This window comes from Micromonospora sp. CNZ303 (genome assembly GCF_004345505.1).
The window spans coordinates 401161-427585 of record NZ_SLVT01000001.1; the positions used below are offsets into that span (position 1 = coordinate 401161).

The 26425-nt window shown below is 73.3% G+C and carries 22 protein-coding genes; 15 read left to right on the forward strand and 7 right to left on the reverse strand.

Features of this window, described 5'->3' with window-relative positions; all coding sequences use genetic code 11:
* Nucleotides 1–4: 4 nt before the first annotated feature.
* The gene (locus tag EV374_RS01990) at nt 5–811 is read right to left on the reverse strand and encodes a hypothetical protein (RefSeq protein ID WP_132231039.1); all 807 of its coding nucleotides are present in this window, start codon (nt 809–811) and stop codon (nt 5–7) included.
* A gap of 306 nt (nt 812–1117) precedes the next feature.
* Complete coding sequence (locus tag EV374_RS01995) at nt 1118–1666, reverse strand: Uma2 family endonuclease (RefSeq protein WP_132231040.1); 549 nt, start codon at nt 1664–1666, stop codon at nt 1118–1120.
* A 276-nt stretch (nt 1667–1942) separates the two neighbouring features.
* Between EV374_RS01995 and EV374_RS02000 the strand changes: the two genes are divergently transcribed.
* The 5 genes from EV374_RS02000 (at nt 1943) to EV374_RS02020 (ending at nt 7956) form a co-directional block, all read left to right on the forward strand.
* Entirely contained in the window at nt 1943–2998 is a 1056-nt protein-coding gene (locus tag EV374_RS02000; RefSeq protein WP_486485544.1) for an ABC transporter ATP-binding protein, read from the forward strand.
* Nucleotides 2995–4104 (forward strand): ABC transporter ATP-binding protein, encoded by a 1110-nt coding sequence (locus EV374_RS02005; RefSeq protein WP_486485527.1) that lies wholly within the window; start codon nt 2995–2997, stop codon nt 4102–4104. Before EV374_RS02000 ends, EV374_RS02005 begins: the two co-directional genes overlap by 4 nt.
* Nucleotides 4101–5102: an ABC transporter permease gene (locus tag EV374_RS02010; RefSeq protein ID WP_132231042.1), complete on the forward strand. Its 1002-nt coding sequence runs from the start codon at nt 4101–4103 to the stop codon at nt 5100–5102. Before EV374_RS02005 ends, EV374_RS02010 begins: the two co-directional genes overlap by 4 nt.
* A gap of 12 nt (nt 5103–5114) precedes the next feature.
* On the forward strand, nt 5115–6101 hold the full coding sequence (locus EV374_RS02015; protein ID WP_132231043.1) for an ABC transporter permease: 987 nt from the start codon (nt 5115–5117) through the stop codon (nt 6099–6101).
* Between the two features lie 109 nt (nt 6102–6210).
* Nucleotides 6211–7956: an ABC transporter substrate-binding protein gene (locus tag EV374_RS02020; protein WP_132231044.1), complete on the forward strand. Its 1746-nt coding sequence runs from the start codon at nt 6211–6213 to the stop codon at nt 7954–7956.
* A 238-nt stretch (nt 7957–8194) separates the two neighbouring features.
* On the opposite strand, the gene EV374_RS02025 is transcribed toward EV374_RS02020, so the two are convergent.
* Complete coding sequence (locus tag EV374_RS02025) at nt 8195–10336, reverse strand: prolyl oligopeptidase family serine peptidase (RefSeq protein ID WP_132231045.1); 2142 nt, start codon at nt 10334–10336, stop codon at nt 8195–8197.
* An 87-nt stretch (nt 10337–10423) separates the two neighbouring features.
* On the opposite strand from EV374_RS02025, the gene mshB reads away from it, so the two are divergent.
* From mshB to EV374_RS02040, 3 genes are all read left to right on the forward strand, one after another.
* On the forward strand, nt 10424–11350 hold the full coding sequence (mshB, locus tag EV374_RS02030; RefSeq protein WP_132231046.1) for an N-acetyl-1-D-myo-inositol-2-amino-2-deoxy-alpha-D-glucopyranoside deacetylase: 927 nt from the start codon (nt 10424–10426) through the stop codon (nt 11348–11350).
* Between the two features lie 17 nt (nt 11351–11367).
* The gene (locus EV374_RS02035; RefSeq protein ID WP_132231352.1) at nt 11368–11805 is read left to right on the forward strand and encodes a hypothetical protein; all 438 of its coding nucleotides are present in this window, start codon (nt 11368–11370) and stop codon (nt 11803–11805) included.
* Between the two features lie 78 nt (nt 11806–11883).
* Nucleotides 11884–12351 (forward strand): hypothetical protein, encoded by a 468-nt coding sequence (locus EV374_RS02040; protein ID WP_132231047.1) that lies wholly within the window; start codon nt 11884–11886, stop codon nt 12349–12351.
* A gap of 155 nt (nt 12352–12506) precedes the next feature.
* Here the strand turns inward: EV374_RS02040 and EV374_RS02045 are convergent, their stop codons facing one another.
* Nucleotides 12507–13466: a GNAT family N-acetyltransferase gene (locus EV374_RS02045; protein WP_132231048.1), complete on the reverse strand. Its 960-nt coding sequence runs from the start codon at nt 13464–13466 to the stop codon at nt 12507–12509.
* Nucleotides 13467–13545: 79 nt separating this feature from the next.
* On the opposite strand from EV374_RS02045, the gene fdxA reads away from it, so the two are divergent.
* From fdxA to EV374_RS02070, 5 genes are all read left to right on the forward strand, one after another.
* Complete coding sequence (gene fdxA / locus EV374_RS33190; protein ID WP_091422126.1) at nt 13546–13872, forward strand: ferredoxin; 327 nt, start codon at nt 13546–13548, stop codon at nt 13870–13872.
* A complete protein-coding gene (gene dapC, locus EV374_RS02055) occupies nt 13869–14975 on the forward strand; it encodes a succinyldiaminopimelate transaminase (RefSeq protein WP_132231354.1) in 1107 nt (368 codons plus the stop codon). Before fdxA ends, dapC begins: the two co-directional genes overlap by 4 nt.
* A gap of 19 nt (nt 14976–14994) precedes the next feature.
* A complete protein-coding gene (locus EV374_RS02060) occupies nt 14995–16020 on the forward strand; it encodes a prephenate dehydrogenase/arogenate dehydrogenase family protein (protein ID WP_132231049.1) in 1026 nt (341 codons plus the stop codon).
* Nucleotides 16021–16122: 102 nt separating this feature from the next.
* Nucleotides 16123–16767: an SIMPL domain-containing protein gene (locus EV374_RS02065; RefSeq protein WP_132231050.1), complete on the forward strand. Its 645-nt coding sequence runs from the start codon at nt 16123–16125 to the stop codon at nt 16765–16767.
* Nucleotides 16767–17420 carry a nucleoside/nucleotide kinase family protein gene (locus EV374_RS02070; RefSeq protein ID WP_132231051.1) on the forward strand — a complete coding sequence of 218 codons (654 nt, stop codon included), beginning with the start codon at nt 16767–16769 and terminating at the stop codon, nt 17418–17420. Before EV374_RS02065 ends, EV374_RS02070 begins: the two co-directional genes overlap by 1 nt.
* A 36-nt stretch (nt 17421–17456) precedes the next feature.
* Here the strand turns inward: EV374_RS02070 and EV374_RS02075 are convergent, their stop codons facing one another.
* Together EV374_RS02075 and EV374_RS02080 are read right to left on the reverse strand one after the other, a co-directional pair.
* Nucleotides 17457–20099: a hypothetical protein gene (locus EV374_RS02075; protein ID WP_132231052.1), complete on the reverse strand. Its 2643-nt coding sequence runs from the start codon at nt 20097–20099 to the stop codon at nt 17457–17459.
* Between the two features lie 101 nt (nt 20100–20200).
* Nucleotides 20201–20758 carry a sugar O-acetyltransferase gene (locus tag EV374_RS02080; protein WP_132231053.1) on the reverse strand — a complete coding sequence of 186 codons (558 nt, stop codon included), beginning with the start codon at nt 20756–20758 and terminating at the stop codon, nt 20201–20203.
* Nucleotides 20759–20856: 98 nt separating this feature from the next.
* Here EV374_RS02080 and EV374_RS02085 point away from each other — a divergent pair, with 98 nt between their 5' ends.
* On the forward strand, nt 20857–24222 hold the full coding sequence (locus tag EV374_RS02085) for a S8 family serine peptidase (RefSeq protein ID WP_486485528.1): 3366 nt from the start codon (nt 20857–20859) through the stop codon (nt 24220–24222).
* 51 nt (nt 24223–24273) lie between these two features.
* On the opposite strand, the gene dapD is transcribed toward EV374_RS02085, so the two are convergent.
* Nucleotides 24274–25230: a 2,3,4,5-tetrahydropyridine-2,6-dicarboxylate N-succinyltransferase gene (gene dapD, locus EV374_RS02090; protein ID WP_132231054.1), complete on the reverse strand. Its 957-nt coding sequence runs from the start codon at nt 25228–25230 to the stop codon at nt 24274–24276.
* A gap of 118 nt (nt 25231–25348) precedes the next feature.
* Here dapD and dapE point away from each other — a divergent pair, with 118 nt between their 5' ends.
* Nucleotides 25349–26422: a succinyl-diaminopimelate desuccinylase gene (dapE, locus tag EV374_RS02095; protein WP_132231055.1), complete on the forward strand. Its 1074-nt coding sequence runs from the start codon at nt 25349–25351 to the stop codon at nt 26420–26422.
* Nucleotides 26423–26425: the final 3 nt, after the last annotated feature.

The window sequence follows — 26425 nt, forward strand, 5'->3', positions numbered from 1 at the left end:
CCCTCTAGTTGATGAACCGCAGGTCGTTGATCCAGTCGGCCGCGACCGCCATGACGTAGAAGTCCGTCAGGGCCAGCGTGCCGAGCGTGATCCAGGCGAGCTGCATGTGCCGGACGTTCAGGGCCGAGACGAAGGTCCAGGCCCGGTAGCGCACCGGGTGCTTGGAGAAGTGCTTGAGCCGCCCGCCGATGATGTGCCGGCACGAGTGGCAGGAGATCGTGTACGCCCACAGCATGACCACGTTCAGGAGCAGGATGATGTTGCCCAGCCCGAACCCGAAGCCCTTGGGGGAGTGGAAGGCCAGGATCGCGTCCCAGGTGTTGATCAGCGAGATGATCGCGGCGGCGTAGAAGAAGTAGCGGTGCAGGTTCTGGCCCAGCAGCGGGAACCGGGTCTCGCCGCTGTAGGACTTGTGCCCGTCGGGGACCGCGCAGGCGGGCGGCGACAGCCAGAACGACCGGTAGTAGGCCTTGCGGTAGTAGTAGCAGGTGAGCCGGAACAGCAGCAGGAACGGCAGCGTCAGCGCCGCGTCCGGGATGATCCACCAGCCGGGCAGGAACCGTCCGAAGTGGGAGGCGCCCTCCACGCACCGCTCGGTCACGCAGGGCGAGTAGAACGGGGTCAGGTAGTGGTAGTCCTCGACCCAGTAGAAGTCGTGCATGAAGACCCGGACCGTCGCGTACGCCACCCACGCGCTGAGCCCGATCACGGTGATCAGCGGGGCGAGCCACCAGCGGTCGGTTCGCAACGTCTTCGCCGCGATGGCGGCGCGCGCCCGCGCTCCCCGCGGCCTCGTTGCCGTTGATGTCATTAGAGTCGTCTCCCTGACAGGACCCTCACGGGCGGATCAAGTTCCGGTCGGCAACGCGGACCGGCAGACCCGCTCCCGCTTGCCACGTCATGCGCACACCAACGACCGCGCCGGCGATACGGCGCAGCTAAGTGACACACGTTACGCCGATCTTCGCGAGCCGTCCGCGCAAGGCAGTGTCCCGTGTGTCCAGGCCGGTGGAAAGCCCCGCACGGTGATCGATGTCCGGATGTTAAGAACCTCACCCGGCGCCTGTCCGGCGTACCGGAGCGGCTCACCCGAAAAGCGTCCCGCGGCGGTGGCCCGTCAGGCGAGCAGCTCCGCCGGCCGGATCGTGGCCCGGACCGGCTCGGTCAGCTCCAGCGTCTCGCCGGCCTTGGTCACGGACCGCTCGACGTAGTGGGCGCCCTGCCGCTGGTAGACGTGCACGCTCAGCGTCTCCTGCTCCACCAGGAGATACCACTCGATGCCGGCCGCCGCGTGGTAGTGCATCTTGAGCACCTTGTCGGTGGCCGCGTTGCCCGGCGAGATGATCTCGCAGACCAGCCTCACGTCGGCCGCCTCGATCCAGGGGTCGTCGAGGTCGATCGGGGCCGTGACGACGAGGTCCGGGATGGGGATGCGCCCCGGCCGGAGCCGGACGTTTACCGCTTCCAGGACGCGGAGGCCGGCTTCCCGCGTCGGTCCTCGCAAGGCGGCCCGCAGCTCACCGGAGATGTTCTGGTGGCGGGGCGTGGGGGCTGGGGTCACGTGAAGGCTCCCGTCGAAGAGTTCGACGCGCTGCTGCGTCTCGCCGAGGGCGAGGTACTCCTCTTCACTCCACGGGCCGTCGTGGTCGAACACCGCCGCGGTCATCGTCACCTCCACCTCGTGCCGGGGGACATCCTTGCGGGACTGCCGCGCCCATCGTCGCACCCGCTGTCCGGGGGGCGGGAGGTCAACGCCGGTGAATGCCGAGGTGAGGACTGTTCACGCCCGTTGCAGAGTCGTTACGCTGTGGCCCGCTGACAGCTCCGGTTATGTAGCTTATTTTCACCCTCAGTGCTTTCCTGTAAGTTCTCTTCGTCGCTGAGGGAGGCGGTCGTGGACAGGCCGGAGTCGGCGCCGTCCGGGAAACCGGACCGCCCCAACGTGCCGGAGCAGCGCTCCGGCCAGGACCCCTACCTGCGGGTGAGCGACCTGCGGGTCCGGTTCGACACCGAGGACGGCGTGGTGCGCGCCGTCGACGGGGTGTCGTTCGAGGTGGCCCGGGGACGCACCCTCGGCATCGTCGGTGAGTCCGGCTCGGGCAAGAGCGTCACCTCGCTGGCCGTCCTCGGGCTGCACAGCGCCAAGCGGACCAGCATCACCGGGGAGATCTCCGTCGGCGGCCGCCAGCTCGTCGGCCTGCCGGACGAGGAGGTACGCCGGCTGCGCGGCCGGGACATGGCGATGATCTTCCAGGATCCGCTGTCCGCGCTGCACCCGTACTTCACGGTGGGCCGGCAGATCGCCGAGGCGTACCGGGTGCACCACCCGAAGGCCGGCAAGCGCGAGGCCCGCCAGCGCGCGGTGGACATGCTGGGCCGGGTCGGCATCCCGCAGCCGGCCCGCCGCTTCGACCAGTACCCGCACGAGTTCTCCGGCGGCATGCGGCAGCGGGCGATGATCGCCATGGCGCTGGTCAACGATCCGGACCTGCTGATCGCCGACGAGCCGACCACCGCCCTGGACGTGACGGTGCAGGCGCAGATCCTCGACCTGCTGGCCGACCTCCAGGCCGAGTTCAACTCCGCGATCATCCTGATCACCCACGACCTGGGCGTGGTCAGCCAGGTCGCGGACGAGGTGCTGGTCATGTACGGCGGGCGGGCCGTCGAGCACGGCAGCGTCGAGCAGGTGCTCCGCCGGCCGCAGCACCCGTACACCTGGGGTCTGCTCTCCAGCGTGCCGTCGCTGCACGGCGACGCGGACGCGGACCTGGTGCCGATCAAGGGCAACCCGCCGAGCCTGATCAACCTGCCGTCCGGCTGCGCCTTCCACCCGCGCTGCCGCTACGCCGACCGCAACGGCGACCGGTCCCGCACCGAGGTCCCGGAGCTGCGCCCGGCGGGCGCGCCCAGCCACCTGGTGGCCTGCCACCTCTCCGCCGACGACCGGACCCGGCTGTACGCGGAGGACATCGCACACGTGGGGGTGGCCCGATGAGTGCCCAGGCCGACACGGCGCCGGTGCGACCGGCCGAGACCGCTGAGCCGCTGCTGCGGGTGCGCGGGCTGGCCAAGCACTTCCCGGTGCGCAACGGGCTGCGGCGCTCCGGGCTGGTCCGGGCCGTGGACGGGCTGGACTTCGACGTGCGCCCGGGCGAGACGCTCGGCCTGGTGGGCGAGTCGGGCTGCGGCAAGACGACCACCGGGCGGATGCTGGTGCGTCTGCTGGAGCCCTCGGCGGGCAGCATCGAGTTCGCCGGGCGGGACATCACCCACGCGGGCCGCCGCGAGCTGCGGGCGCTGCGGCAGGACCTCCAGATCATCTTCCAGGACCCGTACGCGTCGCTGAACCCCCGGCACACGGTGGGCCGGATCGTGGCGATGCCGTTGCAGGTCAACGGGATCACCCCACCGGGCGGGGTGAAGAAGCGGGTCCAGGAGCTGCTGGAGCTGGTCGGGCTGAACCCCGAGCACTACAACCGCTACCCGCACGAGTTCTCCGGCGGCCAGCGGCAGCGCATCGGCATCGCCCGCGCGCTCGCCCTGCAACCCAAGCTGATCGTCGCCGACGAGCCGGTCTCCGCCCTGGACGTGTCGATCCAGGCGCAGGTGGTCAACCTGCTGCGCGACCTGCAACGCGATCTCGGTCTGGCGTTCGTCTTCATCGCCCACGACCTGGCCGTGGTGCGGCACTTCTGCCAGCGGGTCGCCGTCATGTACCTCGGCAAGGTCGTCGAGATCGGCGACCGGGACGACATCTACGAACGGCCGCAGCATCCGTACACCCGGGCCCTGCTCTCGGCCATCCCCGACGTCACCCAGCTCGGCGCGGCGGGCCGGATCCGGCTCTCCGGGGACGTCCCGACGCCGCTGGACCCGCCGTCGGGTTGCCGCTTCCGCACCCGGTGCTGGAAGGCGCAGGAGCGGTGCGCCACCGAGGAACCGGCGCTGGTGCCGCGCGACGGCGGCGACCAGTCCACCGCCTGCCACTTCCCCGAGACGAGGCCGGTCGGCGTCACCACGGGACCGGCCGGTGACGACGCGCGGCCGGTGGACCCCGGGACGGCCGGGGCCGGCACGACCGCCGAGGAGGTGGCGAAGTGAGCTTGTCCCCGGTCAAGGGCACGGCGCTGGCCGAGATCGAATCCGGCGGCGACGCCGGCGAGCAGAAGACGCTGGTCGGCCGCTCGCCGGGTCAGCTCGTCCGCAGCCGGCTGCGCAACGACCGTACGGCCCTGGTGAGCGGCGTGGTGCTGGTCTTCTTCGTGCTGCTGGCGGTGGGCGCGCCCCTGGTCCAGCGGCTCTACGGGGTGACGCCCAACGAGCAGTTCGGCGAGCTGCTGGACAGCACCGGGATGCCGCTGGGATACGTCGGCGGGATCAGCGGCGACCACTGGTTCGGTCTGGAGCCCGGCCTGGGCCGGGACATCTTCATGCGGATGATCTACGGCATCCGCACCTCCCTGCTGATCGCGCTCGGCGCGGCCCTGATCACCACCACGATCGGCGTGGTCCTCGGGATCCTCGCCGGCTACCTCGGCGGGGTGGTGGACGCGGTGATCAGCTGGGTCACCGACGTGGCGCTGGCGATGCCGTTCCTGATCTTCGCGCTGGCCGTGGTGCCGACGTTCTCGCTGCGCTTCTACGGTCCGCGCGACGAGGTGCCGACCTGGTTCGCGGTCACCACGCTGATCGTGGTCTTCACCGCGTTCGGCTGGACCAGCACGGCGCGGCTGGTACGCGGTCAGGTGGTGTCGCTGCGCGAACGCGAGTTCGTGGAGGCGGCCAAGGCCAGCGGCGCGGGGCTGGGGCACATGCTCTTCCGGCAGCTGCTGCCGAACATCTGGGCCCCGATCCTGGTGTCGTTCTCGCTGCTGGTGCCGTCGTACGTGACCAGCGAGGCGGCGCTGTCCTTCCTCGGCGTCGGGCTGCCCGAGTCGGTGCCCAGCTTCGGCCGGATGATCTACCGGAGCATCGACTACCTGCAGACCGACCCGGCCTACGTCTTCTTCCCCGGCATCACGATCTTCGCGCTCGTGCTGGCGTTCAACCTCTTCGGCGACGCGTTGCGTGACGCGCTCGACCCGAAGTCGTCACGGTAAGGGGTACTGCGCATGGTGCGCTTCCTGGTGAAGCGGGTGCTGCTGGCGATCTCGGTGCTGTTCGCGGTGAGTGTGGTCAGCTTCCTGCTGTTCTTCGCGCTGCCCGCCGACCCGGTGACCGGCATGTGCCCGAAGAACTGCAACGCCGAGCGTCTGGAGCGGGTGCGGACGGAGCTGGGGCTCAACGAGCCGAAGGTGCAGCAGTACGCCGACTACATGAAGGGCATCTTCGTCGGCCGCGACCTGGGCAGCGCGCAGGGCGGCGAGTGCGCGGCGCCCTGCCTCGGCTACTCGTACGTCAACAGCGAGGCGGTCACCGACACCTTCGCCCGGGTGCTGCCGGTGACGTTGAGCATCGTCCTGCCCGCGGCGGTGCTGTGGCTCGCCATCGGGGTCGGGCTCGGCATGGTCTCGGCCCTGCGGCGCGGCTCGCTGCTGGACCGGATCTCGATCGGCCTCACCCTGACCTTCGCCTCGCTCCAGCTCTACTTCGTCGGCGCGGTCCTGTTGCTGATCTTCGTCTACACCCTGCGGATCCTGCCCACCCCGCGCTACACGTCGCTGTTCGAGAATCCCGTGGAGTGGGCGCGGGGGCTGGTGCTGGCCTGGGTCACCCTGGCGCTGCTCTTCTCCGCGATCTACGCCCGGTTGTCCCGGGCCCAGATGTTGGAGACGCTCTCCGAGGACTACGTGCGTACGGCCCGGGCCAAGGGCATGCCGAAGCGGCAGGTGTACGGCAAGCACGCGCTGCGGGCGGCGATCACGCCGATCGTCACCATCGCCGGTCTCGACGTGGGCACGGCGCTCGGCGGCACGGTGATCACCGAGACCACCTTCGGCATCCAGGGGCTGGGGCGTACGGCGGTGGAGGCGGTCAGCCAGGGGGACCTGCCGACCATCATGGGGACGGTGCTGATCGCCGCGCTGTTCGTGGTCGTCGCCAACATGGTCGTCGACCTGCTCTACGCGTTCATCGACCCCCGGGTGCGCCTCGGCTGACCCGGGGCGTGCCGGGTGCCGATCGTTGTAGCCCCGTTATCTGCTCGAAATTTACCGTCATTGAAGGCTAGGCGAAGCTTTCCTTCATCGGCGATCCGGAGGAGTGAGTATGCGAGCAAGACGCGTCACCGCCCTGGGCGGTGCGATCGCACTGATGGTTTCCCTCGGTGCGTGCAGCGAGAACACCGGTGACGACACCGGCGGGGTGGACACCACCAAGCCGCGCACCGGTGCCATCGCGACCGACCCCAAGGACTCTCTCGGCCCGGCGCCGGAGGTGCCCGGCGCGGCCAAGGGCGGCACGTTCTACATCCTGCGGGAGAACAAGATCTCCCACATGGACCCCCAGCGGATCTACTCGTTCGCCGGCCTGATGGGAAGCCAGCTCTACGCCCGCTTCCTCACCACGTTCAAGGACGACGGCAAGGGCAACGTCACCCTGGTCGGCGACCTGGCCGAGACCCCCGGCACCAACGTCAACAACGACTGCAAGGTCTGGGAGTTCAAGATCAAGCAGGGGGTGAAGTTCGAGGACGGCCGGCCGATCACCAGCAAGGAGATCGCGTACGGCATCGCCCGGTCCTTCGACCCGGACCTCACCGGTGGCCCGACCTACCTCCAGGAGTGGCTGGTCGACAGCCCGCAGTACGACACCAAGTGGGACTTCAAGGCCAACAAGACCTCGCTGCCGCCCGGGCTGACCACGCCCGACGAGAAGACGCTGCGCTTCGAGTTCAACAAGCCCCGCTGTGACCTGCCGTTCGCCGTCTCGCTGCCGGCCACCGCGCCGCTGCCGGCCGACAAGGACACCGGCGTCAACCTGGACAACCAGCCGTTCTCCTCGGGCCCGTACAAGTTCACCAAGCACACCCCGGGCGTCGAGATCGTGCTCGAGCGCAACGAGCACTGGGACCCGGCGACCGACGCCGTGCGCCACCAGTACCCGGACAAGTTCGTCTGGTCGCTGGGCGCGGACCAGGCCGCCCAGACCAACCGGGTGCTCGCCGGCACCGGCAACGACGCCGCGGCGGTCGCCACCGGCGGTGTCCCGTCGGAGCTGCTCGCCAAGGTCACCGGCGACCCCAAGCTCAAGGAGCGGATGATCGTCGCGGCCACGCCGAACGCGTACCGCCTGAGCATCAACACCGCCCGGGTCACCGACCTGTCGGTGCGGCAGGCGATCAACCACGCCATCGACCGCACCAGCATCACCAAGAACCTCGGCGGCCCCTACGGCGCCGTGCCGATGACCACGCTGCTGCCGCCGACCACGCTCGGCTTCAAGCAGTTCGACGCGTACCCGGCCGGCGAGAGCGGCAACCCGGAGAAGGCCAAGGAGCTGCTCGCCGGTAAGACGCAGAACCTGGTGCTGCTCACCTCCGACGTGACCAGCTCCCAGGAGCGGGCCACCCAGATCAAGAACGCGTTGGAGAAGGCCGGCTTCACCGTCACGATCAAGACGATCCCCGAGGACGGCTACCTCGACACGGTGAAGAAGAAGGACAACCCGTACGACCTCTGGGTCGACTCGTGGGCGGCGGACTGGCCCAGCGGCGCGTCGATCCTGCCGGTGCTCTTCGACGGCCGTGGCATCAAGGCCGAGGGCAACAGCAACACCTCGCAGCTCAACAACGAGGCGCTCAACGCGGAGTTCGACCGGATCCTCGCGCTCGACCCGGCCAAGCAGGCCGACGAGTGGAGCAAGATCGACGAGCGGCTGATGAAGGAGACGGCGCCGGCGGTGCCGCTCTACGTCGAGGTGGTCTCCATCGCGCACGGCGAGAAGGCCGGCGGCATCTTCATCGGCAGCATCTTCGGCTGGCCGAGCTTCGTGGACGCGTACGTCAAGCAGTGACACATCCGTGAGGCGGTGACACCCGCGCGGTGACACCGCACGGACCGACCCCCGGTCGACAACGACGTCGGCCGGGGGTCGCCGTGTCGGTGGGCTGCCCGCGACTGCTCGGCGGCGCCACCGCCCAGCGGGAGCCCATGCCGGTGCGCTCCCGGCCCGAGCTGGCCGTCCACGCCTGCGCCAACTCCAGGAACTTCTCCCACCGGCCCGCGGTGGGGACGGTCCCCCCGGGGCGCGGCTAGAGGTGCCGGCGGACGAAGTCGAGTTCCAGCCTGAGCAGGCGTTCGGCGATGCCACCGGCGGCCATGTGGGTGGCCCCGGTCAGCGGGAGCACGGAGTGCGGCCGGCCGGTCGCCAGCAGCGCCGCCGACAGCCGCAGCGTGTGCGCGGCCACCACGTTGTCGTCGACCAGGCCGTGCACCAGCAGCAGCGGCCGGGCCGCCTCCCCGGCCGGCACGGGCTCGCCGGCCAGCTCCACCAGCGAGTGGTGCGCGTAGATGTCCGTGCCGTCGTCCGGCAGGCCCAGGTAGCGCTCCGTGTAGGCCGTGTCGTACAGCGTCCAGTCGGTGACCGGCGCCCCCACGATGCCGCACCGGAACAGCTCCGGGTGCCGCAGCACCGCCAGCCCGGCGAGCCAGCCGCCGAACGACCAGCCGCGCACCGCCACCCGCTCCAGGTCGAGGTCGGGGTGCTTGCCGGCCAAGGCGGTGAGCGCGTCCACCTGGTCGAGCAGGACGACGTCGGCCATCCGCCGGTGGATCGCCTTCTCGAAGGAGGGGGCCACCCCCGGCGTACCCCGGTTGTCGATGGTGACGACCGCGAAGCCGGCGTCGGCCCACCACTGCCGCTCCAGCCACGCCGCGCGGGCCGCGAGCACCTCCTGGTGCCCCGGCCCGCCGTAGACGTCCAGCAGCACCGGCAGCCGCCGGCCGGTGACGTAGTTGTCCGGGTAGAGCACGGCCGTCGGCAGCCGCCGGTCGGTGACCCGCTCCAGCAGCGGCAGCGGCGCGTACGGCGGGGTGGCGGCGAGCGAGCGGAGCACGGCCACCTCCTGCTCGCCCCGCCGCACCGTCCACCGGACGCCCGCGTGGTCGAGCGAGGCGCACCCCACCACCAGCACGTCCCCGCCCACGGCCGCGGTGTGCCAGCCCGGGTCGGTGGTGATCCGGCGGGCGTCCACGCCGCCGCCGATGGTGGTGCGCACCCGGAACAGGTGCCGTTCGCTCGGCTCGCCGTCGCTCGCCTCCACCAGCAGGTCGGCCGGGCCGCTGCCGCCGGGCAACCGTCCCACCACCCGCCGCACGTAGAGCGAGGGCGGGGTGAGCAGGGTGCCGTCGGCGAAGAGGCAGCGGGCGTCGTACCCGTCGTGGGCGAGCTCGCCGCCGACGAGCACCCGGCCGTCCGGCAGGTGCGCCGGCGTGCCCGGGATCGGCTCCACCCAGCGCGGGTCGGCCAGCTCGGCGTGCACCTGGGTCTCGCCGGTGCGCGGGTCGACGGCGAGCACCAGGCCGTGCTGCTGGGACCGGCGCAGCACGGTGATCAGCGGGCCCCCGTCGGCCCAGTGCACGGCCGTCAGGTACGGGTAGGTCTCCCGGTCCCAGTGCACGTCGACCCAGCCGTCGTCGAGATCCAGCAGGTGCAGGCTGACCTCGGCGTTCGCGGTGCCCGCCCGGGGGTACGCGACGGTGGTCGGCGGGCTCGCCGGGTCGGCCGGGTCGTGCAGGTGCCAGCGCTCCACGCGGGACTCGTCCACCCGGGCGGCCAGCACCGCCCGACCGTCCGGCGCCCACCAGTAGCCGCGGTAGCGGTGGAACTCCTCGGCCGCGATGTGCTCGGCCAGCCCCCAGGTCACCCCGGAGTCCTCGCCGGCCAGCAGGGTGTCCGTGCCGTCGTGCTCGACCACCCGCAGCTGCCCCCGCCGGACCCCCTCGGCGGCGTCGGTGACGTACGCCAGGCGCTGCCCCGTGGGATCGGGCCGGGGGTCGAGCACCGGGCCGACGGTGGTCACCTCGACCACGTCGCCGTGCACCAGGTCGGCCCGGAACAGCCGCCCGGCCAGCGCGAAGACCGCCACCCGGCCGGCGCCGTCCAGCGTGTAGGAGCCGATGCCGGAGGCGCTCAGCCGCAGCCGCTCGCGCAGGGCGCGCTCGCCCGGGCTCAGCGCGTCGGCGTCCGCGTCGGCCCCGAGCAGCGCCGCCGGGTCGGCGACGAGCCGCTCCTCGCCGGTCGCCACGTCGAGCTGCCAGAGCGCGTCGGCCGGGTCCTCCGGGCCGGCCGAGCGCAGGAAGACCACCCGGGAGCCGTCGTCGGCCACGGTGACCGCCCGCGGCGCTCCGCGGCTGAACCGGCGGGTGCGGGCGGCCAGCTCCGGAAAGTCCACAGTCCAGATCGTAGAGCGGGGACCGGGGGTGATGTGGCCGACCTGCGCGGACGCGTCGGGGCCGGCGGAGGAGAACCGCCGGATAGAGTGACCGGCGTGACGACGCTGCCTGACCGCCGCCTCCTGCTGGTCCACGCGCACCCCGACGACGAGTCCATCGGCACCGGCTCGACGATGGCGCACTACGCCGCCGCCGGCGCTCACGTCACCCTGGTGACCTGCACCCTCGGCGAGGAGGGCGAGATCCACGTGCCGGCGCTCGCCCAGCTCGCCGCGGCCGAGGCCGACCAGCTCGGCGGCTGGCGGATCGCCGAGCTGAACGCCGCCTGCGCCGCGCTCGGCGTCACCGACCACCGCTTCCTCGGCGGCGCCGGCCGTTACCGCGACTCCGGCATGATGGGCCTCGCCACCAACGAGCACCCCCGCGCCTTCTGGCAGGCCGACCTCGACGAGGCCGCCGGGCACCTGGTGGAGATCATGCGGGAGGTACGCCCGCAGGTCATGGTCACGTACGACGACAACGGCTTCTACGGGCACCCGGACCACATCCAGGCGCACCGGGTGGCGATGCGCGCGTACGAGCTGGCCGACGCGGAGGGCTTCGCACCGGCGAAGGTCTACTGGACGGCGATGCCGCTCAGCGTGCTGGAGGCCGGCCTGACCCACTTCGCCGAGTCGGCGGACAACCCCTTCGCCGGCATCCAGGACATCTCGGAGCTGCCCTTCGGCACCCCCGACGCGCAGATCGCCGCCCGGATCGACGCCACCGACCAGCACGCCGCCAAGGAGGCGGCGATGCGCGCGCACGCCACCCAGATCCCCGACGCCTCCTGGCTCTACTCGATCGCCGGCAACTTCGGCAGCGAGTTCATGGGCGTGGAGTACTACACCCTCGCGGTGGGTGGGCGGGGACCGGGCAGCGGCCCGTACGGCTGGGAGGACGACCTCTTCGCCGGGCTGGACGTCGCCGACGGTCCGGACCGGTCCCCGGTCTCGGCGGCCGGTAGCCGGTGACCCTGCCCGTCGCGTCGATGTCGACCGCCCCGCAGGAGACCGCTCCGCCGCCGTCCGGGCCGTCCCGGCGGCTGATCGACCTCGCCCTGCGGGTGGCCGGCGGTCTGGTCGCCGTCCTCGCTGGGACGCTCACGGCGGTGCTGGAGCTGCTGCTGGCCACGGTCCGGGTCGGCGGGCACCTGATCGGCGTCTCGGTGCTCGTCGCGATCGCCGCGAACATCGCGCTGAGCTGGTTCGCGCACGAGGCCGTCGGTCGCCGGTGGGCCGTGGTGCTGCCCGCGACGCCCTGGTTCGTCCTGATGTCGGTGGCGGCGGTCCGCACCGCGGAGGGGGACCTGCTCGTCACCGGCGACAACTGGGTCGGCCTGGCGATGATCGTGGCCGGCGCGATGACCTTCGCGGTGATGGGTTTCCGGCAGATCCTGGCACCGCCACCGGTCCGGTCGGGGGACTGACGGCGCACAGGTTCCGGTGGTAGACATTCCTGCCAGGAGGCCCGCCGCTGGGGCGGGCGGTACGGCGGGAGGCGTGCGATGAGTGAGCGGTGGCGCGCGATCGGGGTTCTCGCGGTCGCGCTGTTCGCGGTCAACGTGGTCGCCCGGCTGGTCACCCGGTTCGGCTTCGACGGCGACGACACGGCCGCCGCCGACCGGGTGTCGCTGGGGATGTTCGTGGTGATCGGGCTGGTCCTGGCGGCGGTCGCCTTCGTCTGGGGCAGGCGTCGCCCCGTCTCGGCCTGGGGCGCGGACCTGGCCGCCGCGGTCGGGATCGCGCTGCTGCTGACGGTGCTGGTCGGGCCGCTGCTGGTCGGCGACGACCCGTTCGGCGGGGGCGCGGGCACCTTCTTCGCCCAGATCTGGCTCTACCTCGCGGCGGCCGGCGTGGGCGTGCTGCTCGGCTACCTGCTCCTCACGGCGCTGGGCCTGGACCACCGCTCGCAGTCCCTGAAGCGCTACGCCGAACTCAGGGCCACCAAGCCCCGCCGAGTAGTCCGCCGCTGACCCACCCGACCCCCACCCTCACCGGCCCACCACCCACCTCGGCCCACCCCTGGCCTCGTCGATCATGAAGTTGTTGCCGCTGTAAGCGCTTTCCGATGGCAACAACTTCATGATCAACCTGGCGGCGAACGGCGCGGGGGAGGGGCGGACGGCGGTCAGGGGGGTGGGGTGCGGGTCAGGTAGGTGTGGTGGGTGGTGAAGCCCAGGGCGCGGTAGAGGGTCACCGCCGGGGTGTTGCGCTGCTCGACCTGGAGGAAGGCGCGCGAGGCGCCGGTCGCGGCGCCCCAGTCGGCGAGCGCGCGGATGATCCGGCCGGCCAGGCCCTGACGCCTCGCCTCGGGCAGCACCTCGATCAGGCTGAGCCCGAGCCAGCGGCCCTGCCCGGTGACCGTGCCCCGGCCGATGGCGAGCAGCGTGCCGTCGGCGTACACGTGGGCGAAGCGGACCTGGTCCACGGCGGTGAGCACGTGCCGGGCGGCGTCCGGCAGGCCGCCCTTGCGGCCGGCGGCGACGGTGAGCCAGTCGTCCGACGGCTCGGCGGCCAGCTCGACCGGCGGCGCTCCGGCGCGCTCCGGCGCGGCCGGCGGCAGCCCCGCCAGCGGCACGGTCTGCACCAGCACGGGCGGCCTGCCGATCCAGCCCCGGGCGTCCAGCTCCGCGCCGACCGGGGCGGCGAGCGGCAGCGGGGTGTTGACCATCGGCGGTTGGCCGAGGTCGGCGTACCAGCGCTCCACCGCGTCGAGCGCGGCGGGCAGGGGCCGGTCCGGGTCGCCCACGGGCAGCGCCGAGTTGGCCCGGCCGGTCCAGCCGTCGGCGGCGCGCAGCCGCCAGTCGCCGAGCCGTCCCCGTACGGCGGCGGGCCACGCCTCGTCGGCGGCCAGTTCCAGCTCGAGCACGGCCGATGCGGTGGGGCGGCGGGCCGGCGGCACCCGCTTGGCCCGGTGCACCTCGGCCACGGGGACCTGGAGGCGGCCCTGCGCGGTGGCGAGTGTGAGATGGGTTTCGCTCAGCTCGACCAGCTCGCCGAGGGCGTCCGAGAAGAGCGGCCGACCTTCGCGAATCCCCACGATTCGGCGAACCACGATCCGGTGTCCCACATCCTGCTGTCGGAGCACGATCGACCCCCTCCCCGGCGAGATACTAGGCTCTAACCGTCGCGGGTGATCGCGGCGTGTCTTGCGGAGGAGAAGACCGGTGACCTACATCATCGCCGAACCGTGCGTGGATGTGCTCGACAAGGCTTGCATCGAGGAATGCCCGGTCGACTGCATTTACGAGGGCAACCGGATGCTCTACATCCACCCCGACGAGTGCGTCGACTGTGGGGCCTGTGAGCCGGTCTGCCCGGTCGAGGCGATCTTCTACGAGGACGACGTCCCGGAGCAGTGGAAGGACTACACCGGCGCCAACTACGAGTTCTTCGAGGAGCTGGGTTCGCCCGGCGGCGCCTCGAAGATCGGCAAGGTGGAGAAGGACGCGACCTTCGTCGCCGCGCAGCCGCCGCGCGGCGAGGGCCACTGAACCGGCCCGCGCCGGTCTCGTCACGGCTGCCGGAGTTCACCTGGGACACCCTCGACGCCGCGGCCGCACTGGCCGCGGCGCACCCTGAGGGCATGATCAACCTCTCCATGGGTACGCCGGTCGACCCGGTGCCCGAGGTGATCCGGCAGGCGCTGGCCGACGCGTCCAACGCGCCGGGCTATCCGCTGACCGCTGGCACGCCCGTGCTGCGCGAGGCGATCGCGGCCTGGGTGGCACGGGCCTGCGGCGCCGGCGTCGACGGCCTCGGCGTGCTGCCGACGATCGGCTCCAAGGAACTCGTCGCCTGGCTGCCGACCCTGCTCGGGATCGGTCCCGGCGACGTCGTCGTGGTGCCCTCGATCGCCTACCCGACGTACGAGGACGGGGTCCGGCTCGCCGGCGCCACCGTCGTACGCGCCGACTCGCTGACCGCCGTCGGGCCCACCTCCCGGGTGCGCCTGGTCTGGGTCAACTCGCCGGGCAACCCGACCGGCCGGGTGCTGCCGGCGGCCCACCTGCGCAAGGTGGTCGACTGGGCCCGGGAGCGCGGCGCGGTGGTCGCCAGCGACGAGTGCTACCTGCCGCTGGGCTGGGCCGCCGAGCCCGTCTCGGTGCTCTCGCCCGAGGTCTGCGGCGGGTCGTACGACGGGGTGCTGGCCGTGCACTCGCTCTCCAAGCGGTCCAACCTGGCCGGCTACCGGGCGGGCTTCGTGGCGGGCGACGCGGCGCTGGTGGCGGAGCTGCTCAAGGTCCGCAAGCACGCCGGGATGATCGTGCCGGCGCCGGTGCAGGCGGCGATGGTGGCCGCGCTGCGCGACGAGCGGCACGCCGACGAGCAGCGGGAGCGCTACCGGGCCCGGCGGGACATCCTGCACGCCGCGTTCACCGACGCCGGCTTCACCGTCGAGCACTCCGAGGCCGGGCTCTACCTCTGGCTGACCCGGGGCGAGGACTGCTGGGAGACGGTCGACTGGCTGGCCCGGCGGGGCATCCTCGCGGCTGCGGGCGTCTTCTACGGCCCGGGCGGCCGGCAGCACGTCCGGGTGGCGCTGACCGAGTCCGACGAGCACGTGGCGGCGGTCGCCGGCCGGCTGCGCGCCTGAGCGACCGCCGAGGCGCGTGATGGTGGACAGTTCGCGAGGGCGACCCCGGGTCGCCGTGGTGGGCACCGGCCTCATCGGCGGTTCGGTCCTGCTGCGGCTGCACGGGGCGGGGCTGGACGTCGTCGGCTGGGACCCGGACCGGGCGACCCGGGCGGACGGGCGCGAACGCGGGATGGCCTTCCCCGACGACCTGGGTGAGGCGGCGCGCGACCGTGACGTCGTGTTCCTCTGCGGCCCCCTGCCGAGCCTCCCGGAGACCCTGCGCACCGTCGCGAGGCACGCCGGGGACGGCTGCGTCCTCACCGACGTGGGCAGCACCAAGGGCGCGGTGGCCGCCTTCGCCGCGGCCAACGGGTTGACCGACCGGTTCGTACCGGGCCATCCGATGGCGGGCGCCGAACGCTCCGGGCTCGCCGCCGCAGAGCCGGCGCTGTTCGAGGGGGCCGCGTGGGTGCTCTGCCCGGCGGCCGAGGGGATCCGGCCGTTCCGGATGCTGTCCAACCTCATCGTGGACGTCTTCGCCGCCCGGGTGGTGCCGATGTCGCCGGCGGTGCACGACTCGGTGGTGGCGCTCTCCTCGCACATCCCCCACCTGCTCGCCGGCAGCCTCGCCGGCGCGGTGGCGAAGTCGGACCTCCGGGACGCCGTGCTGGGCCTCGCCGCGGGCAGCTTCCGGGACGGCACCCGGGTCGCCGGCACCCCGGCCCGGCGTACGGCCGACATGCTCTTCGACAACCGCGATCAGGTGGTGCGGCAGCTCGGCCAGGTCGCCGCGTTCCTCGACGGGCTGGCCGCCGCGCTACGCGCCGAGGACATCGACGCGCTGGTCGCCCACTTCGAGCAGGCGCAGGGCCTGCGTACCGCCCTCTTCGACCGGGACCTGCCCGCCCACCGGCGGGAGTTCCCGGCCGGCGGCGACCACCGCGCCGAGGTGGAGTTCCTGCTGGAGCTGGGGGCGGCCGGCGGCTGTCTCACCGGGTGCCGGCTCGACGGCGACCGGGTGGGTTACACGGGCCACCTCCCGTCGACGGCCCATTCGGCCTGAGCACAGCGGCCGGGGGGCGTGCGCGCCGGGCCGCCGCCCGCGCCCGGTCGGCGTGCGCTGAGACGGCGGGCGGGCCGGTGGAGGCGCGGCTAGGGTGAGGGCATGGTGGACGGGCCGGTGGTGGCGGTGCGCGGCGAGGCGTACCGGGAGGTCGCTCCGGAGATCGCCCGGTTCGCGGTGACGGCCAGGGCGCGCGACCGGGACCGCGAGGCCACCCTGACGCGGCTGGCCGAGCGGGCCGCCGCCGTCCGGGTGCTGCTCGACGGCGAGTCCGGCATCGACCGGCGGGAGACCGGCGAGCTTCAGGTCAGGCCGGAGACCCGGCGCTCCGGCGAGCGGGTGGTGGCGTACAGCGGCAGCGTGACCACCACCGTGACGGTCAGCGACTTCACCGCCCTCGGCGAGCTGATGCTGCGCCTCGCGGACCAGGACCAGATCGAGGTGGCCGGGCCGTGGTGGTCGCTGCGGCCGGACAGCCCGGCCCACCGCGAGGCCCGGCACGCCGCGCTCGCCGACGCCCTGCTGCGCGCCCGCGAGTACGCGGAGGCCCTCGGCGCCCGCGTGACCGCCCTGATCGAGCTGGCCGACGCGGGCGCGGCGGAGCAGCCGATGATGAGCCGGATGGCGTACGCGGTGGGCGACGGCGCGGAGAGCGGCCCGCCGGAGCTGGAACTCGACCCGCAGCCGCAGACCGTGCACGCCGCGGTGCAGGCGCGGTTCGCGATCAGCGAGCCGGTACTCGGCTGATGGCCGGCGCCCGGGTCGTCGGCACCGACGAGCTGGTGGCGCGGGCGCGGGCCCTCGCCGGGGCCGGCCCGCGGCAGCTGCTCGGCATCGCCGGGGCGCCCGGCGCGGGCAAGTCGACGCTGGCGGAGCGGATCGTCGAGGCGGTCGGCCCCACCGCCCGGCTGGTGCCGATGGACGGCTTCCACCTCGCGCAGGCCGAGCTGCGCCGGTTGGGCCGCGCGGAGCGCAAGGGGGCCGTCGACACCTTCGACGCCAACGGCTACGTCTCGCTGCTGCGCCGCCTGCACCGGCTGGAACCGACGGCGGTCTACGCGCCGGCGTTCCGCCGGGACCTGGAGGAGCCGGTGGCCGGGTCGATCGAGGTGCCGCCGTCGGTGCGGCTGGTGGTCACCGAGGGCAACTACCTGCTGGTGGCCGCCACGCCCTGGGACGAGATACGGCCGCTGCTGCACGAGGCGTGGTTCCTCGACCTGGACGCCGAGCTGCGGCTGCGCCGGCTGACCGCCCGGCACGAGTCGTACGGGCGGTCGCCGGAGCAGGCCCGGGCGTGGGCGACGGGCAGCGACGAGGCCAACGCCGCCCTGGTGGCCGGCACCGCGCACCGCGCCGACCTGGTCGTCCGGCTCGCCGAGCCGCCACCCGTCGACGACTGAGGCGCACCCGCCGGGCCGTCGACGGCGCGAGGCGGGTCAGCCGGGGCCGCGTCGGGGTGCCGGGACGCCCCGGCGCAGCAGCCACGCCACCCGAGAGCGTTCCCGCTGGAACTCGGGCGCCTCCGGGTAGCCGCTGTGGTTGCGGATCGGCGGGTCGGCCACCTCCCCGTCGCTGGGATGCAGCCCCTCCGGGTCGCGTACGGGCACGTCCCGGTCCCCCGCCGTGACCCGCCAGCCGAGCGGGTCGGTGTCCCGCCAGAAGTTGGTCCAGCGGACCGGGCCACCGGGCGGAGTCAACGCCTCGGCCAGCGCCGGCAGCCGGTCCGGGCCGAAGTACCCGGGGAAGACCCGCCCGTACAGCCGGGTCAGTTGGCAGCCGTACGAGAGGAACCAGATCCGCCGGCGCGAGCGGGCGGGCAGTTGGAGGATCACCGCCGCGCAGATCACCGTGCCCTGGCTGTGCCCGGAGAGGATGATCCCGTCCACGCTCCGGGGATCGTGTCCGGGAAGCGCCAGCAGCCCGGCGGTTCGGGTCTGCAACTCGGGTACGGCCCGCTCGGCGTAGCTGGGTGGGGCCAGCGGGTGCGCGGTCCGGGGCCAGAAGGTGCCCACGTCCCAGACCACGCCGACCGAGCGGCGGACGAGGTCGTTGCGGTAGACCAGCAGGCCCACCGTGGCGATCAGCACCGGCAGCCAACCGAGCAGCCGCCCGCCCACCTCGGAGATCCACTCGACGACCGCGGCGCCGCCGGTCGCCGGCGTGGGGTGCGGCGGGCTGCGGGAGAGCAGGGCGGCGCAGCCGAGGGCCGCCAGCACGGCCGACGCGGCGGCGTAGCAGCCGACCAACCGCACGGCGTGCTCGCCGACGAGCCGGTGCAAGGCCTGCCACGCGCTGACGTCGCGGCAGCGCCGCAGGTCGTGCGCGGAGAGCGGCCCGTCGGTCCGTGCCGTCGCCTCCGCGTACTCGCGCCGACGCAGGCGCAGGTAGAGCAGACCGGCCCGGGCGGCCGTGGCGGCGAGCACGAGCAGGGCGACGGCGAAGACGAGCCCCGCCCACAGCACGGGAACCGGGGGCACCACGGGGGAGGGCCCGCCCGGTGTCGGACCGCCGCCGAGCCGGCCGGTGACCCAGTAGAGCAGCCCGGCGCTGTAGGAGACGCAGAGCATCCAGCCGAAGCCGGCGACGACCGCCGGAGCCCGCCCGCCCCAGGCCAGGCCGGTGTGGGGCTCCGGCGGCCGTCGTCCGACGGGCGACGGCGGGCGCGGCAGCAGCAGGCCGGTGGCGGCCAGGGCGACGACCGGGACGGCGACCGTCCAGAATCCCGGCGTCGCGGGCGCGGGCGGCAGCCCGGGCAGCCAGCCGGTGAACCAGGCGAACCCGAGGGGGAGCAGCAGGGCGGCCGCCGCCGGCGCGGCCAGCGCCCGCCGTCCGGACCGGGCCACGGACCCGATCGCGATCAGCAGCAGCAACTGCCCCGTGCCCAGCCAGGCGACGATCCAGTCGAGGCCGGGCAGTGACCGGTCGGCCGCACAGGTCGCCGCGGCGGGACGCCGGGCGCAGTCGGGTGCCGGGCGCAGGTCGGCCAGGGGGATGCCGGCGGGGCCGTCGGGCAGCAGCAGGACCAGCACCGTCCCGACCAGCCCCACACCGGTGAGCACGGCGACCGCGACGCTCCATCCGCCGAGCGGGGTCGCCCCCGCGCGCCGGGTCAGTCCGGGCCGTGCGAGCGCCACGGCCGCGACCAGCACGACGGCGGTGAGCGCCGCCACGGTGGGCCACGCGACGGCCGCGCGGGCGTCCCGGGGCGGGTCCGCCGCGAGGACGGCACCCAGCGGTACGGCGGCGGCGACGACCACGCCGGTGCACAGGTGCAGCACGGCGCCCCTGCGCAACTGGCCCTCGCCGGTCCAGAAGGCGCGGTCCTGCAACGGGTTTCCGGGCGGCGCTCCGGGCGTGGCGGGACCCGCCCCGGGTTGGTCCCGCCCGCCCGCCGGGGCCCCGGTCGGCTGCGGGGCTCCGTCCGGCTGCGGGGCGCTCGGCGGGGGATCCGGTTCGGCGGGCAGTTGTGCCTCGTACTGGTAGGTCCGCCAGCTCACGAGCCCGAGCAGGGCCAGCACGCCGAGCGGCACGAGCAGGCCGACGGCCAACGACCGGGCACCCTCGCTCCACCAGCCCCGCCCCAGGAACTCCCAGGGCCCGGGGATGCGGCGCAGGCAGTCGTCGTCGACGCACTGCCAGCCCACGAGGTCGACCCCGACGGCGGTGAGGGTGAGGGCGAAGGTGCCGGTGAGGCTCAGGCAGAAGAGCCGGATCAGCCAGGCCGTGACGCCCGAGGTGCTGTTCCAGCGTTCGGTCCGGCCATCGACCGGGATGGACGGCCGGGCGTGCAGTGCGACGTTGGCCAGCGCGAACGGAAGCAGCAGCGTCCACAGCGCACGCTCCACGTCCCGTGCGGTCCGCGCGCCGGAGGTCAGCTGCCCCCAGCTGTACGCCTCCACGACGACCGGGTCGGCCGGCCCGGCGACGGGGGAGCGGTAGAAGCCGGTGACCGGTCCGCCCGCGACGAGCCACGGCGGGGGCGGCGCGTCGGTCCCCGGTGCCGGGCGCAGGCCGAGGATCTGACCGGGGGGCGTGTTGGAGACCCCGTGCACGCGCAGTTCGAGCACCCGATCGACCATGCCCGCCTCCCGGTGACGACGTCACCACCCACAGTGCCGTGCGCCGGGGTCGACGCGCCAGTGTCGGGAGGGTGTTTGTGCAGGTGGTGGGCTTGGTGGGGTCAGTCGAGCCGGCGTACGACGCGGGCCGGGTTACCCACGGCGACGACGTTCGCCGGCAGGTCCTTCGTCACCACGGCGCCGGCGCCGACGACGGTGTTCTCCCCGACGGTGACGCCCGCGAGCACGATGGCCCCGCCGCCGAGCCAGACGTTGTCGCCGATCGTGATCGGCTTGGCCGCCTCCCACTTGTCGCGGCGGGGCCCGGGCTCGACGGGATGGGTGGGGGTGAGCAGCTGCACGTTCGGTCCGATCTGGACGTCGGCGCCGATGGTGATCGGGGCGACGTCGAGGAGGACGGCGTTGAAGTTGACGAAGCTGCGCGGCCCGATGCGGACCTGCCAGCCGTAGTCGACGTGGAGCGGCGGTCGGACGTAGGCGCCCTCGCCCAGCTCGCCGAGCAGGTCGCGCAGGGCCGCGAGCCGGGCCTCGGGGTCGGCCGCCGGGCTGGTGTTGAAGGCTTCCATCAGCCGCGTGGCCCGGTCCAGGTCGGCGGCGATCTCCGGGTCGTCGGCGATGTAGGGGTCGCCGGCCAGCATGCGTTCCTTCATGGATGTCATCGACCGATCATCTCCGAGGGGCGGGTCTGGTCGTTGGCTGGTCCGTCATCTCCACGACTTCACTTTGCATACCCGGTATGCAACCCTGATGACTGTCAATGCGTCTCTCCCTACAGGTAGTAACGCCCGACGAGGAGGATCCGTTGCAGCGAAGAAGAAAACTGGTCGGTCTCGGTCTGGTGCTCGGCATGGTGCTCGGCACCCCCGGCATGGCCGTCGCCCAGAAGCCCGCCGAACCGACCGTCCGTCCCGACGCGACCCCGCCGTCCCGGGTGGGTGACGCCAGCCGCCCGGTCACCGTCACCCTGCTCACCGGCGACCGGGTCACCGTCAGCGGGACCAGGGCCAGTGTGCGACCTGCACCCGGGCGCGGGGACGTCCGCTTCCTGACCCGACGGGAGCGGGGGCACGTCTCCGTCGTACCCGAGGACGCCCTGGCGCCCATCCGGGACGGGCGGATCGACCGGCGGCTGTTCGACGTCACCGAACTGGTCGCCGCCGGCTACGACGACGCCCGGCGCGACGACCTGCCCCTGCTGATCACCGGCAGTGCCGGCGCGGCCCGGCGCTCCGCCGTGCCCGCCGGGGTGACGGTCACCCGTGAGCTGCCCGCCGCCGGCGGGCTCGCCGCCACGGCGAGCAAGCGGCGGGCCGCCGAGGTCTGGGCGGCGGTCACCGCCGCCGGTGCGAAGGTCGGCGCGGCAGGGGGTGCCGACCGGATCTGGCTCGACGGCCGGCGGCAGCTCACGCTCGACCGCAGCGTGCCGCAGATCGGCGCGCCGGAGGCGTACCGGGCCGGCTACACCGGCCGGGGCGTGCGGGTCGCCGTGCTGGACACCGGGATCGACGCCACGCACCCGGACCTGGCCGGCCGGGTGGCCCAGACGCGCAACTTCACCGAGGAGTCCGCGCCCGGCGACATCGTCGGGCACGGCACCCACGTCGCCTCGACCATCGCCGGCAGCGGCGCCGCCTCCGGCGGCCGGATGCAGGGCGTGGCCCCGGACGCGACACTTCTCGACGGCAAGGTCTGCGAGACGTACGGCTGCCCCGAGTCGGCGATCCTCGCCGGCATGCAGTGGGCCGCGGTCGAGCAGCGGGCCCACGTGATCAACCTCAGTCTCGGCGGCTTCGACACCCCGGAGGTCGACCCGCTGGAGGCGGCCGTCAACACGCTCACCGCGCAGACCGGCGCCCTGTTCGTGATCAGCGCCGGCAACTCCGGCCGGTTCGCGCCGGTCAGTTCGCCCAGCACGGCCGACGCCGCCCTCTCGGTGGGCGCCGTCGACCGCGACGACAGCCTCGCCGACTTCTCCAGCCGTGGTCCCCGCACCGGTGACGACGCGCTGAAGCCGGACATCACCGCCCCGGGGGTGGGGATCGTGGCGGCGCGCAGCAAGGACGCGGTGATCGGCGACCCGGCCGGCAACGGGTACGTCTCGCTCTCCGGCACCTCGATGGCGGCCCCGCACGTCAGCGGCGCGGCGGCGCTGCTCGCCCAGAAGCACGGCGGGAAGGCCGACCGGCTCAAGGCCCTGCTGATGTCCTCGGCGAAGCCGCGCTCCGAGCTGACCTCCTACGAGCAGGGGGCCGGGCGGGTGGACCTGGCCGACGCCATCTGGCAGACCGTGACCAGCGACCCGCCGAGCGTCTCGCTCGGGCGGGCACTCTGGCCGCACGGCGACGACACCCCGATCACCCGCACGGTGACCTGGCGCAACGACGGCGCGACCACGACCGACCTGGACCTGGCCGTGGAGGTGACCGGCCCGGACGGCAGACCGGCCCCGGCCGGCATGTTCACCCTCGGCGCGAGCCGGATCGCGGTGCCCGGCGGCGGCACGGCGAGTGCCACCGTCACCGCCGACACCCGGGTCGACGGTCCGGACGGTCACTACACCGGCCGGATCGTCGCCCGCTCCAACGGGGCGGTGGTGGCCAGCACCCCGCTGGCGGTGCACCGGGAGGTGGAGAGCTACACGGTGACCGCCCGGCACCTGGACCGCGCCGGCGCGCTCACCGGCGAGCACAGCACCACGCTGGTCTCCCTGGACGAGCTGAACCCGTACGACCTGTACGACCCGGACGGCACCGCCGAGCTGCGGGTCCCGAAGGGCCGGTACGGGCTGGTCAGCTACGTGTTCGAGGTGGACGGCGACGAGTTCACCGCGGCCACCCAGCTCGTCCAGCCGGAGCTGGTGGTCGGCGGGGACACGCGGATCACCCTCGACGCCCGACGGGGCAAGCCGGTCAGGATGAGCGTCCCGCAGCGCTCGGCCACCCCGGCGCTCGCCGTCATCGACGCCGGCTTCATCGCCGAGACCGGCAGCTACACCTTCGGCCTGCTGGACTCCGACTTCGACGGTCTCTTCACCGCAGGGCTCGGCAAGCCGGTGCCCGCAGAGCGGTTCGTCGCCACGATCAGCGGCCAGTGGGCCGACCTGAAGGCAGCGAGCAGCCCCTACCTCTACGCCCTCAACGAGGCCGTGCCGGGCCGGATGCCGACCGGCTTCGTCCGGCACTACCGGGCGCGCGACCTGGCCACCGTCACCCACCGGTTCAACGGCGGCAGCCCGGGGCTGGCCACCGACCGCCTGGTCTTCGCGCACCGGGAACCCGACCTCGGCGGCTGGGCGGTCGGCCTGCGCACCGCCACCCCCGGGCAACGGGTCGAGCACTACAACACCCGGGGCGTGCGCTGGTCGTCCGAGCTGGAGTTCGGGGTGCCGACGGACGACGGCTGGCTCGACACCAAGGCGATCCTGTCCTCCGAGGAACAGAGCCTGCGCGCCGGGCGGCACTACCGGGAGAGCTGGAACAGCGCGCCGTACGGGCCGTCGTTCCCGGCGGCGGGGATCGTCCGCCAGGGCGACCGCATCGAGGTGGGCCTGCCGCTGCACAGCGACGCCGAGGGGCACCCCGGCGGTTCGGTCGCCGACACCGCCCGCACCGCCCTCTACCGCAACGGGACGCTGGTAGGGGAGACCGAGGAGCCGGCGTACGGCGGGTTCGACGTGCCGCCGGGCGCGGCCGACTACCGGCTGGAGACCTCGTCGAAGCGGAGCTTCACCGACCTCTCGACCGAGGTGTCGGCCACCTGGACGTTCCGGTCCCGGCACGTCGCCGGGGACGACCCGGCCGCGCTGCCGGTGTCGGCGATCCGGTTCGCGCCCCGACTGGACCGGGACAACGCCGCCCCGGCGGGCCGGAGCTTCGTGATCCCGGTGACGGTGCAGCGGCAGCCGGGCGCGCCCTCGGCCCGGGTCGCCGCGTTGACCGTCGACGTCTCCTACGACGGCGGGAAGACCTGGCAGCGGGCCCGGATCCGTGGCGGCGGGAACGGCTGGACGGCCACCGTGCAGCACCCGGCCGGCACCGGACACGTCTCGCTGCGGGCCACCGCCCGGGACACCGCCGGCAACACGGTCACCCAGCGTGTCATCCAGGCGTACCGCCTGCGCTGAGGCGTACCCCCGCCGGGTCCGCGGCCGACCGCGGGCCCGGCGGGGCGACCGTCAGTCGTTGGCGTGCAACGCGGCGTTCAGCTCGATGCCCCTGCCGCTGCGCTGCTTCGCCTCCAGCGCGCCGGTCACCGAGTTGCGCCAGAACAGCAGGTTGTCCACCCCGGACAGCTCGCGGGCCTTGACCATCCGGCCGTCCGGCAGGGTGATCTTCGAGCCGGCGGTGACGTAGCAGCCCGCCTCCACCACGCAGTCGTCGCCGAGCGAGATGCCGATGCCCGCGTTCGCGCCGACCAGGCTCCGCTCGCCGATGCGGACCTTGTCGGTGCCGCCGCCGGAGAGGGTGCCCATGATCGAGGCGCCGGCGCCGACGTCGGAGCCGTCGCCGACCACCACGCCCTGCACGATCCGCCCCTCGACCATCGAGGTGCCGAGCGTGCCGGCGTTGAAGTTGCAGAAGCCCTCGTGCATCACGGTGGTGCCGGCGGCCAGGTGCGCGCCGAGCCGCACCCGGTCGGCGTCGGCGATCCGCACGCCGGAGGGCACCACGTAGTCGGTCATCCGGGGGAACTTGTCCACCCCGTAGACGGCCAGGTGGCGGCCGGCGGCGCGCTCGATGACCCGCAGCTCGTCGACCCGCTCCGGGGGGCACGGTCCGGCGGAGGTCCAGGCCACGTTCGCCAGCTTGCCGAAGATGCCGTCGAGGTTGAGCTCGTTGGGTCGCACCAGGCGGTGGGAGAGCAGGTGCAGCCGCAGGTACGCGTCGGCGGCGTCCTTGATCGGCTCGTCCAGCGAGCCGATCACGGTGACCACCTGGACGGTACGCAGCCCGGGCAGCGCCCGGTCGCCGACCGCCCCCGGGGGCAGGTCCAGCACGTCCGCCTCGTCCTCGCCGGCGACCAGCGGCAGCTCGCCGAGGCCCAGCTTGCCCGTCGGATACCAGGTGTCGAGCACCTGGTCGTCAGCGGTAACGGTGGCCAGGCCGATGCCCCAGGCGGATTCGGACGTCACTGATTCACCTCTCGTTCGTGCTGCGGGCCGGCGAGCCCTCCGCGCCCCGCGTCCCGCGCGGGCCGCCCCGGAACGCTCGCTCCACGCGCTCGCCGGATCTGACGGTACCGTGCGAACCATGGAGAACCCGCTGACCCCCGAGGTCCTGGCCGATCCGGTGGCGCTGACCCGCGCGCTTGTCGACATGGAGTCCGTGTCCCTCAACGAGAAGGCGATCGCCGACTGCGTGGAGGAGGTGCTGAGGGGTGTGCCGCACCTGACCACGTACCGGCACGGCAACACGGTGATGGCGCGGACGGACCTGGGCCGTGACCAGCGGGTGGTGCTCGCCGGTCACCTGGACACGGTGCCGCTGAACAACAACTTCCCGTCGACCATGCGCGGCGACCTGATGTACGGCTGCGGCACCTCGGACATGAAGTCCGGGGTGGCGTTCGCGCTGAACCTGGCGGTGAGCCTGCCGGACCCGCGCTACGACGTGACGTACTTCTTCTACGAGGCGGAGGAGATCGAGTCGAAGCACAACGGCCTCTTCCTGGTCGCCGACGCGTACCCGCAGTGGCTGGAGGCCGACTTCGCGCTGTTGCTGGAGCCGACGCACGGCATCGTCGAGGCGGGGTGCCAGGGCACCATGCGCGGGGTCGTCACCACCACCGGCGTACGCGCCCACTCGGCCCGTTCCTGGCACGGGGTGAACGCGATCCACGCGGCCGGCGAGGTGCTCGACCGGCTGACCAACTACGAGGCGCGGCGGGTGACCATCGACGGCTGCGACTACCGGGAGGGGATGAACGCGGTCCGCATCCACGGTGGCGTGGCCGGCAACGTGGTGCCCGACCGGTGCGAGGTCGAGGTCAACTACCGGTTCGCGCCGGACCGGACCCCGGCCGAGGCCGAGGCGCACCTGCGCGAGGTCTTCGCCGGCTTCGACGTGCGGGTCACGGATTCGGCCGCCGGCGCCCCGCCCGGGCTGGACGCGGCACCCGCCAAGGAGTTCCTCGCCGCGGTCGGTGCCGCGCCGATCGGCAAGCTGGGCTGGACGGACGTGGCCCGGTTCGCCGCGATGGGCATCCCGGCGCTGAACTTCGGCCCCGGCGACCCCAACCTGGCCCACCACCCCGACGAGCACGTGGAGATCAGCAAGATCCGGGAGGGTGCCGTCACCCTGCGCCGCTGGCTCGCCTCTTCCTGACGC

Coding starts and splice junctions, on each gene's coding strand:
- EV374_RS01990 (WP_132231039.1), bottom strand. CDS start 811: ATGACATCAACGGCAACGAGGCCGCGGGGAGCGCGGGCGCGCGCCGCC.
- EV374_RS01995 (WP_132231040.1), bottom strand. CDS start 1,666: ATGACCGCGGCGGTGTTCGACCACGACGGCCCGTGGAGTGAAGAGGAG.
- EV374_RS02005 (WP_486485527.1), top strand. CDS start 2,995: ATGAGTGCCCAGGCCGACACGGCGCCGGTGCGACCGGCCGAGACCGCT.
- EV374_RS02015 (WP_132231043.1), top strand. CDS start 5,115: ATGGTGCGCTTCCTGGTGAAGCGGGTGCTGCTGGCGATCTCGGTGCTG.
- EV374_RS02020 (WP_132231044.1), top strand. CDS start 6,211: ATGCGAGCAAGACGCGTCACCGCCCTGGGCGGTGCGATCGCACTGATG.
- EV374_RS02035 (WP_132231352.1), top strand. CDS start 11,368: ATGTCGACCGCCCCGCAGGAGACCGCTCCGCCGCCGTCCGGGCCGTCC.
- EV374_RS02040 (WP_132231047.1), top strand. CDS start 11,884: ATGAGTGAGCGGTGGCGCGCGATCGGGGTTCTCGCGGTCGCGCTGTTC.
- EV374_RS02060 (WP_132231049.1), top strand. CDS start 14,995: ATGGTGGACAGTTCGCGAGGGCGACCCCGGGTCGCCGTGGTGGGCACC.
- EV374_RS02065 (WP_132231050.1), top strand. CDS start 16,123: ATGGTGGACGGGCCGGTGGTGGCGGTGCGCGGCGAGGCGTACCGGGAG.
- EV374_RS02070 (WP_132231051.1), top strand. CDS start 16,767: ATGGCCGGCGCCCGGGTCGTCGGCACCGACGAGCTGGTGGCGCGGGCG.
- EV374_RS02075 (WP_132231052.1), bottom strand. CDS start 20,099: ATGGTCGATCGGGTGCTCGAACTGCGCGTGCACGGGGTCTCCAACACG.
- EV374_RS02080 (WP_132231053.1), bottom strand. CDS start 20,758: ATGACATCCATGAAGGAACGCATGCTGGCCGGCGACCCCTACATCGCC.
- EV374_RS02085 (WP_486485528.1), top strand. CDS start 20,857: ATGCGTCTCTCCCTACAGGTAGTAACGCCCGACGAGGAGGATCCGTTG.
- dapE (WP_132231055.1), top strand. CDS start 25,349: ATGGAGAACCCGCTGACCCCCGAGGTCCTGGCCGATCCGGTGGCGCTG.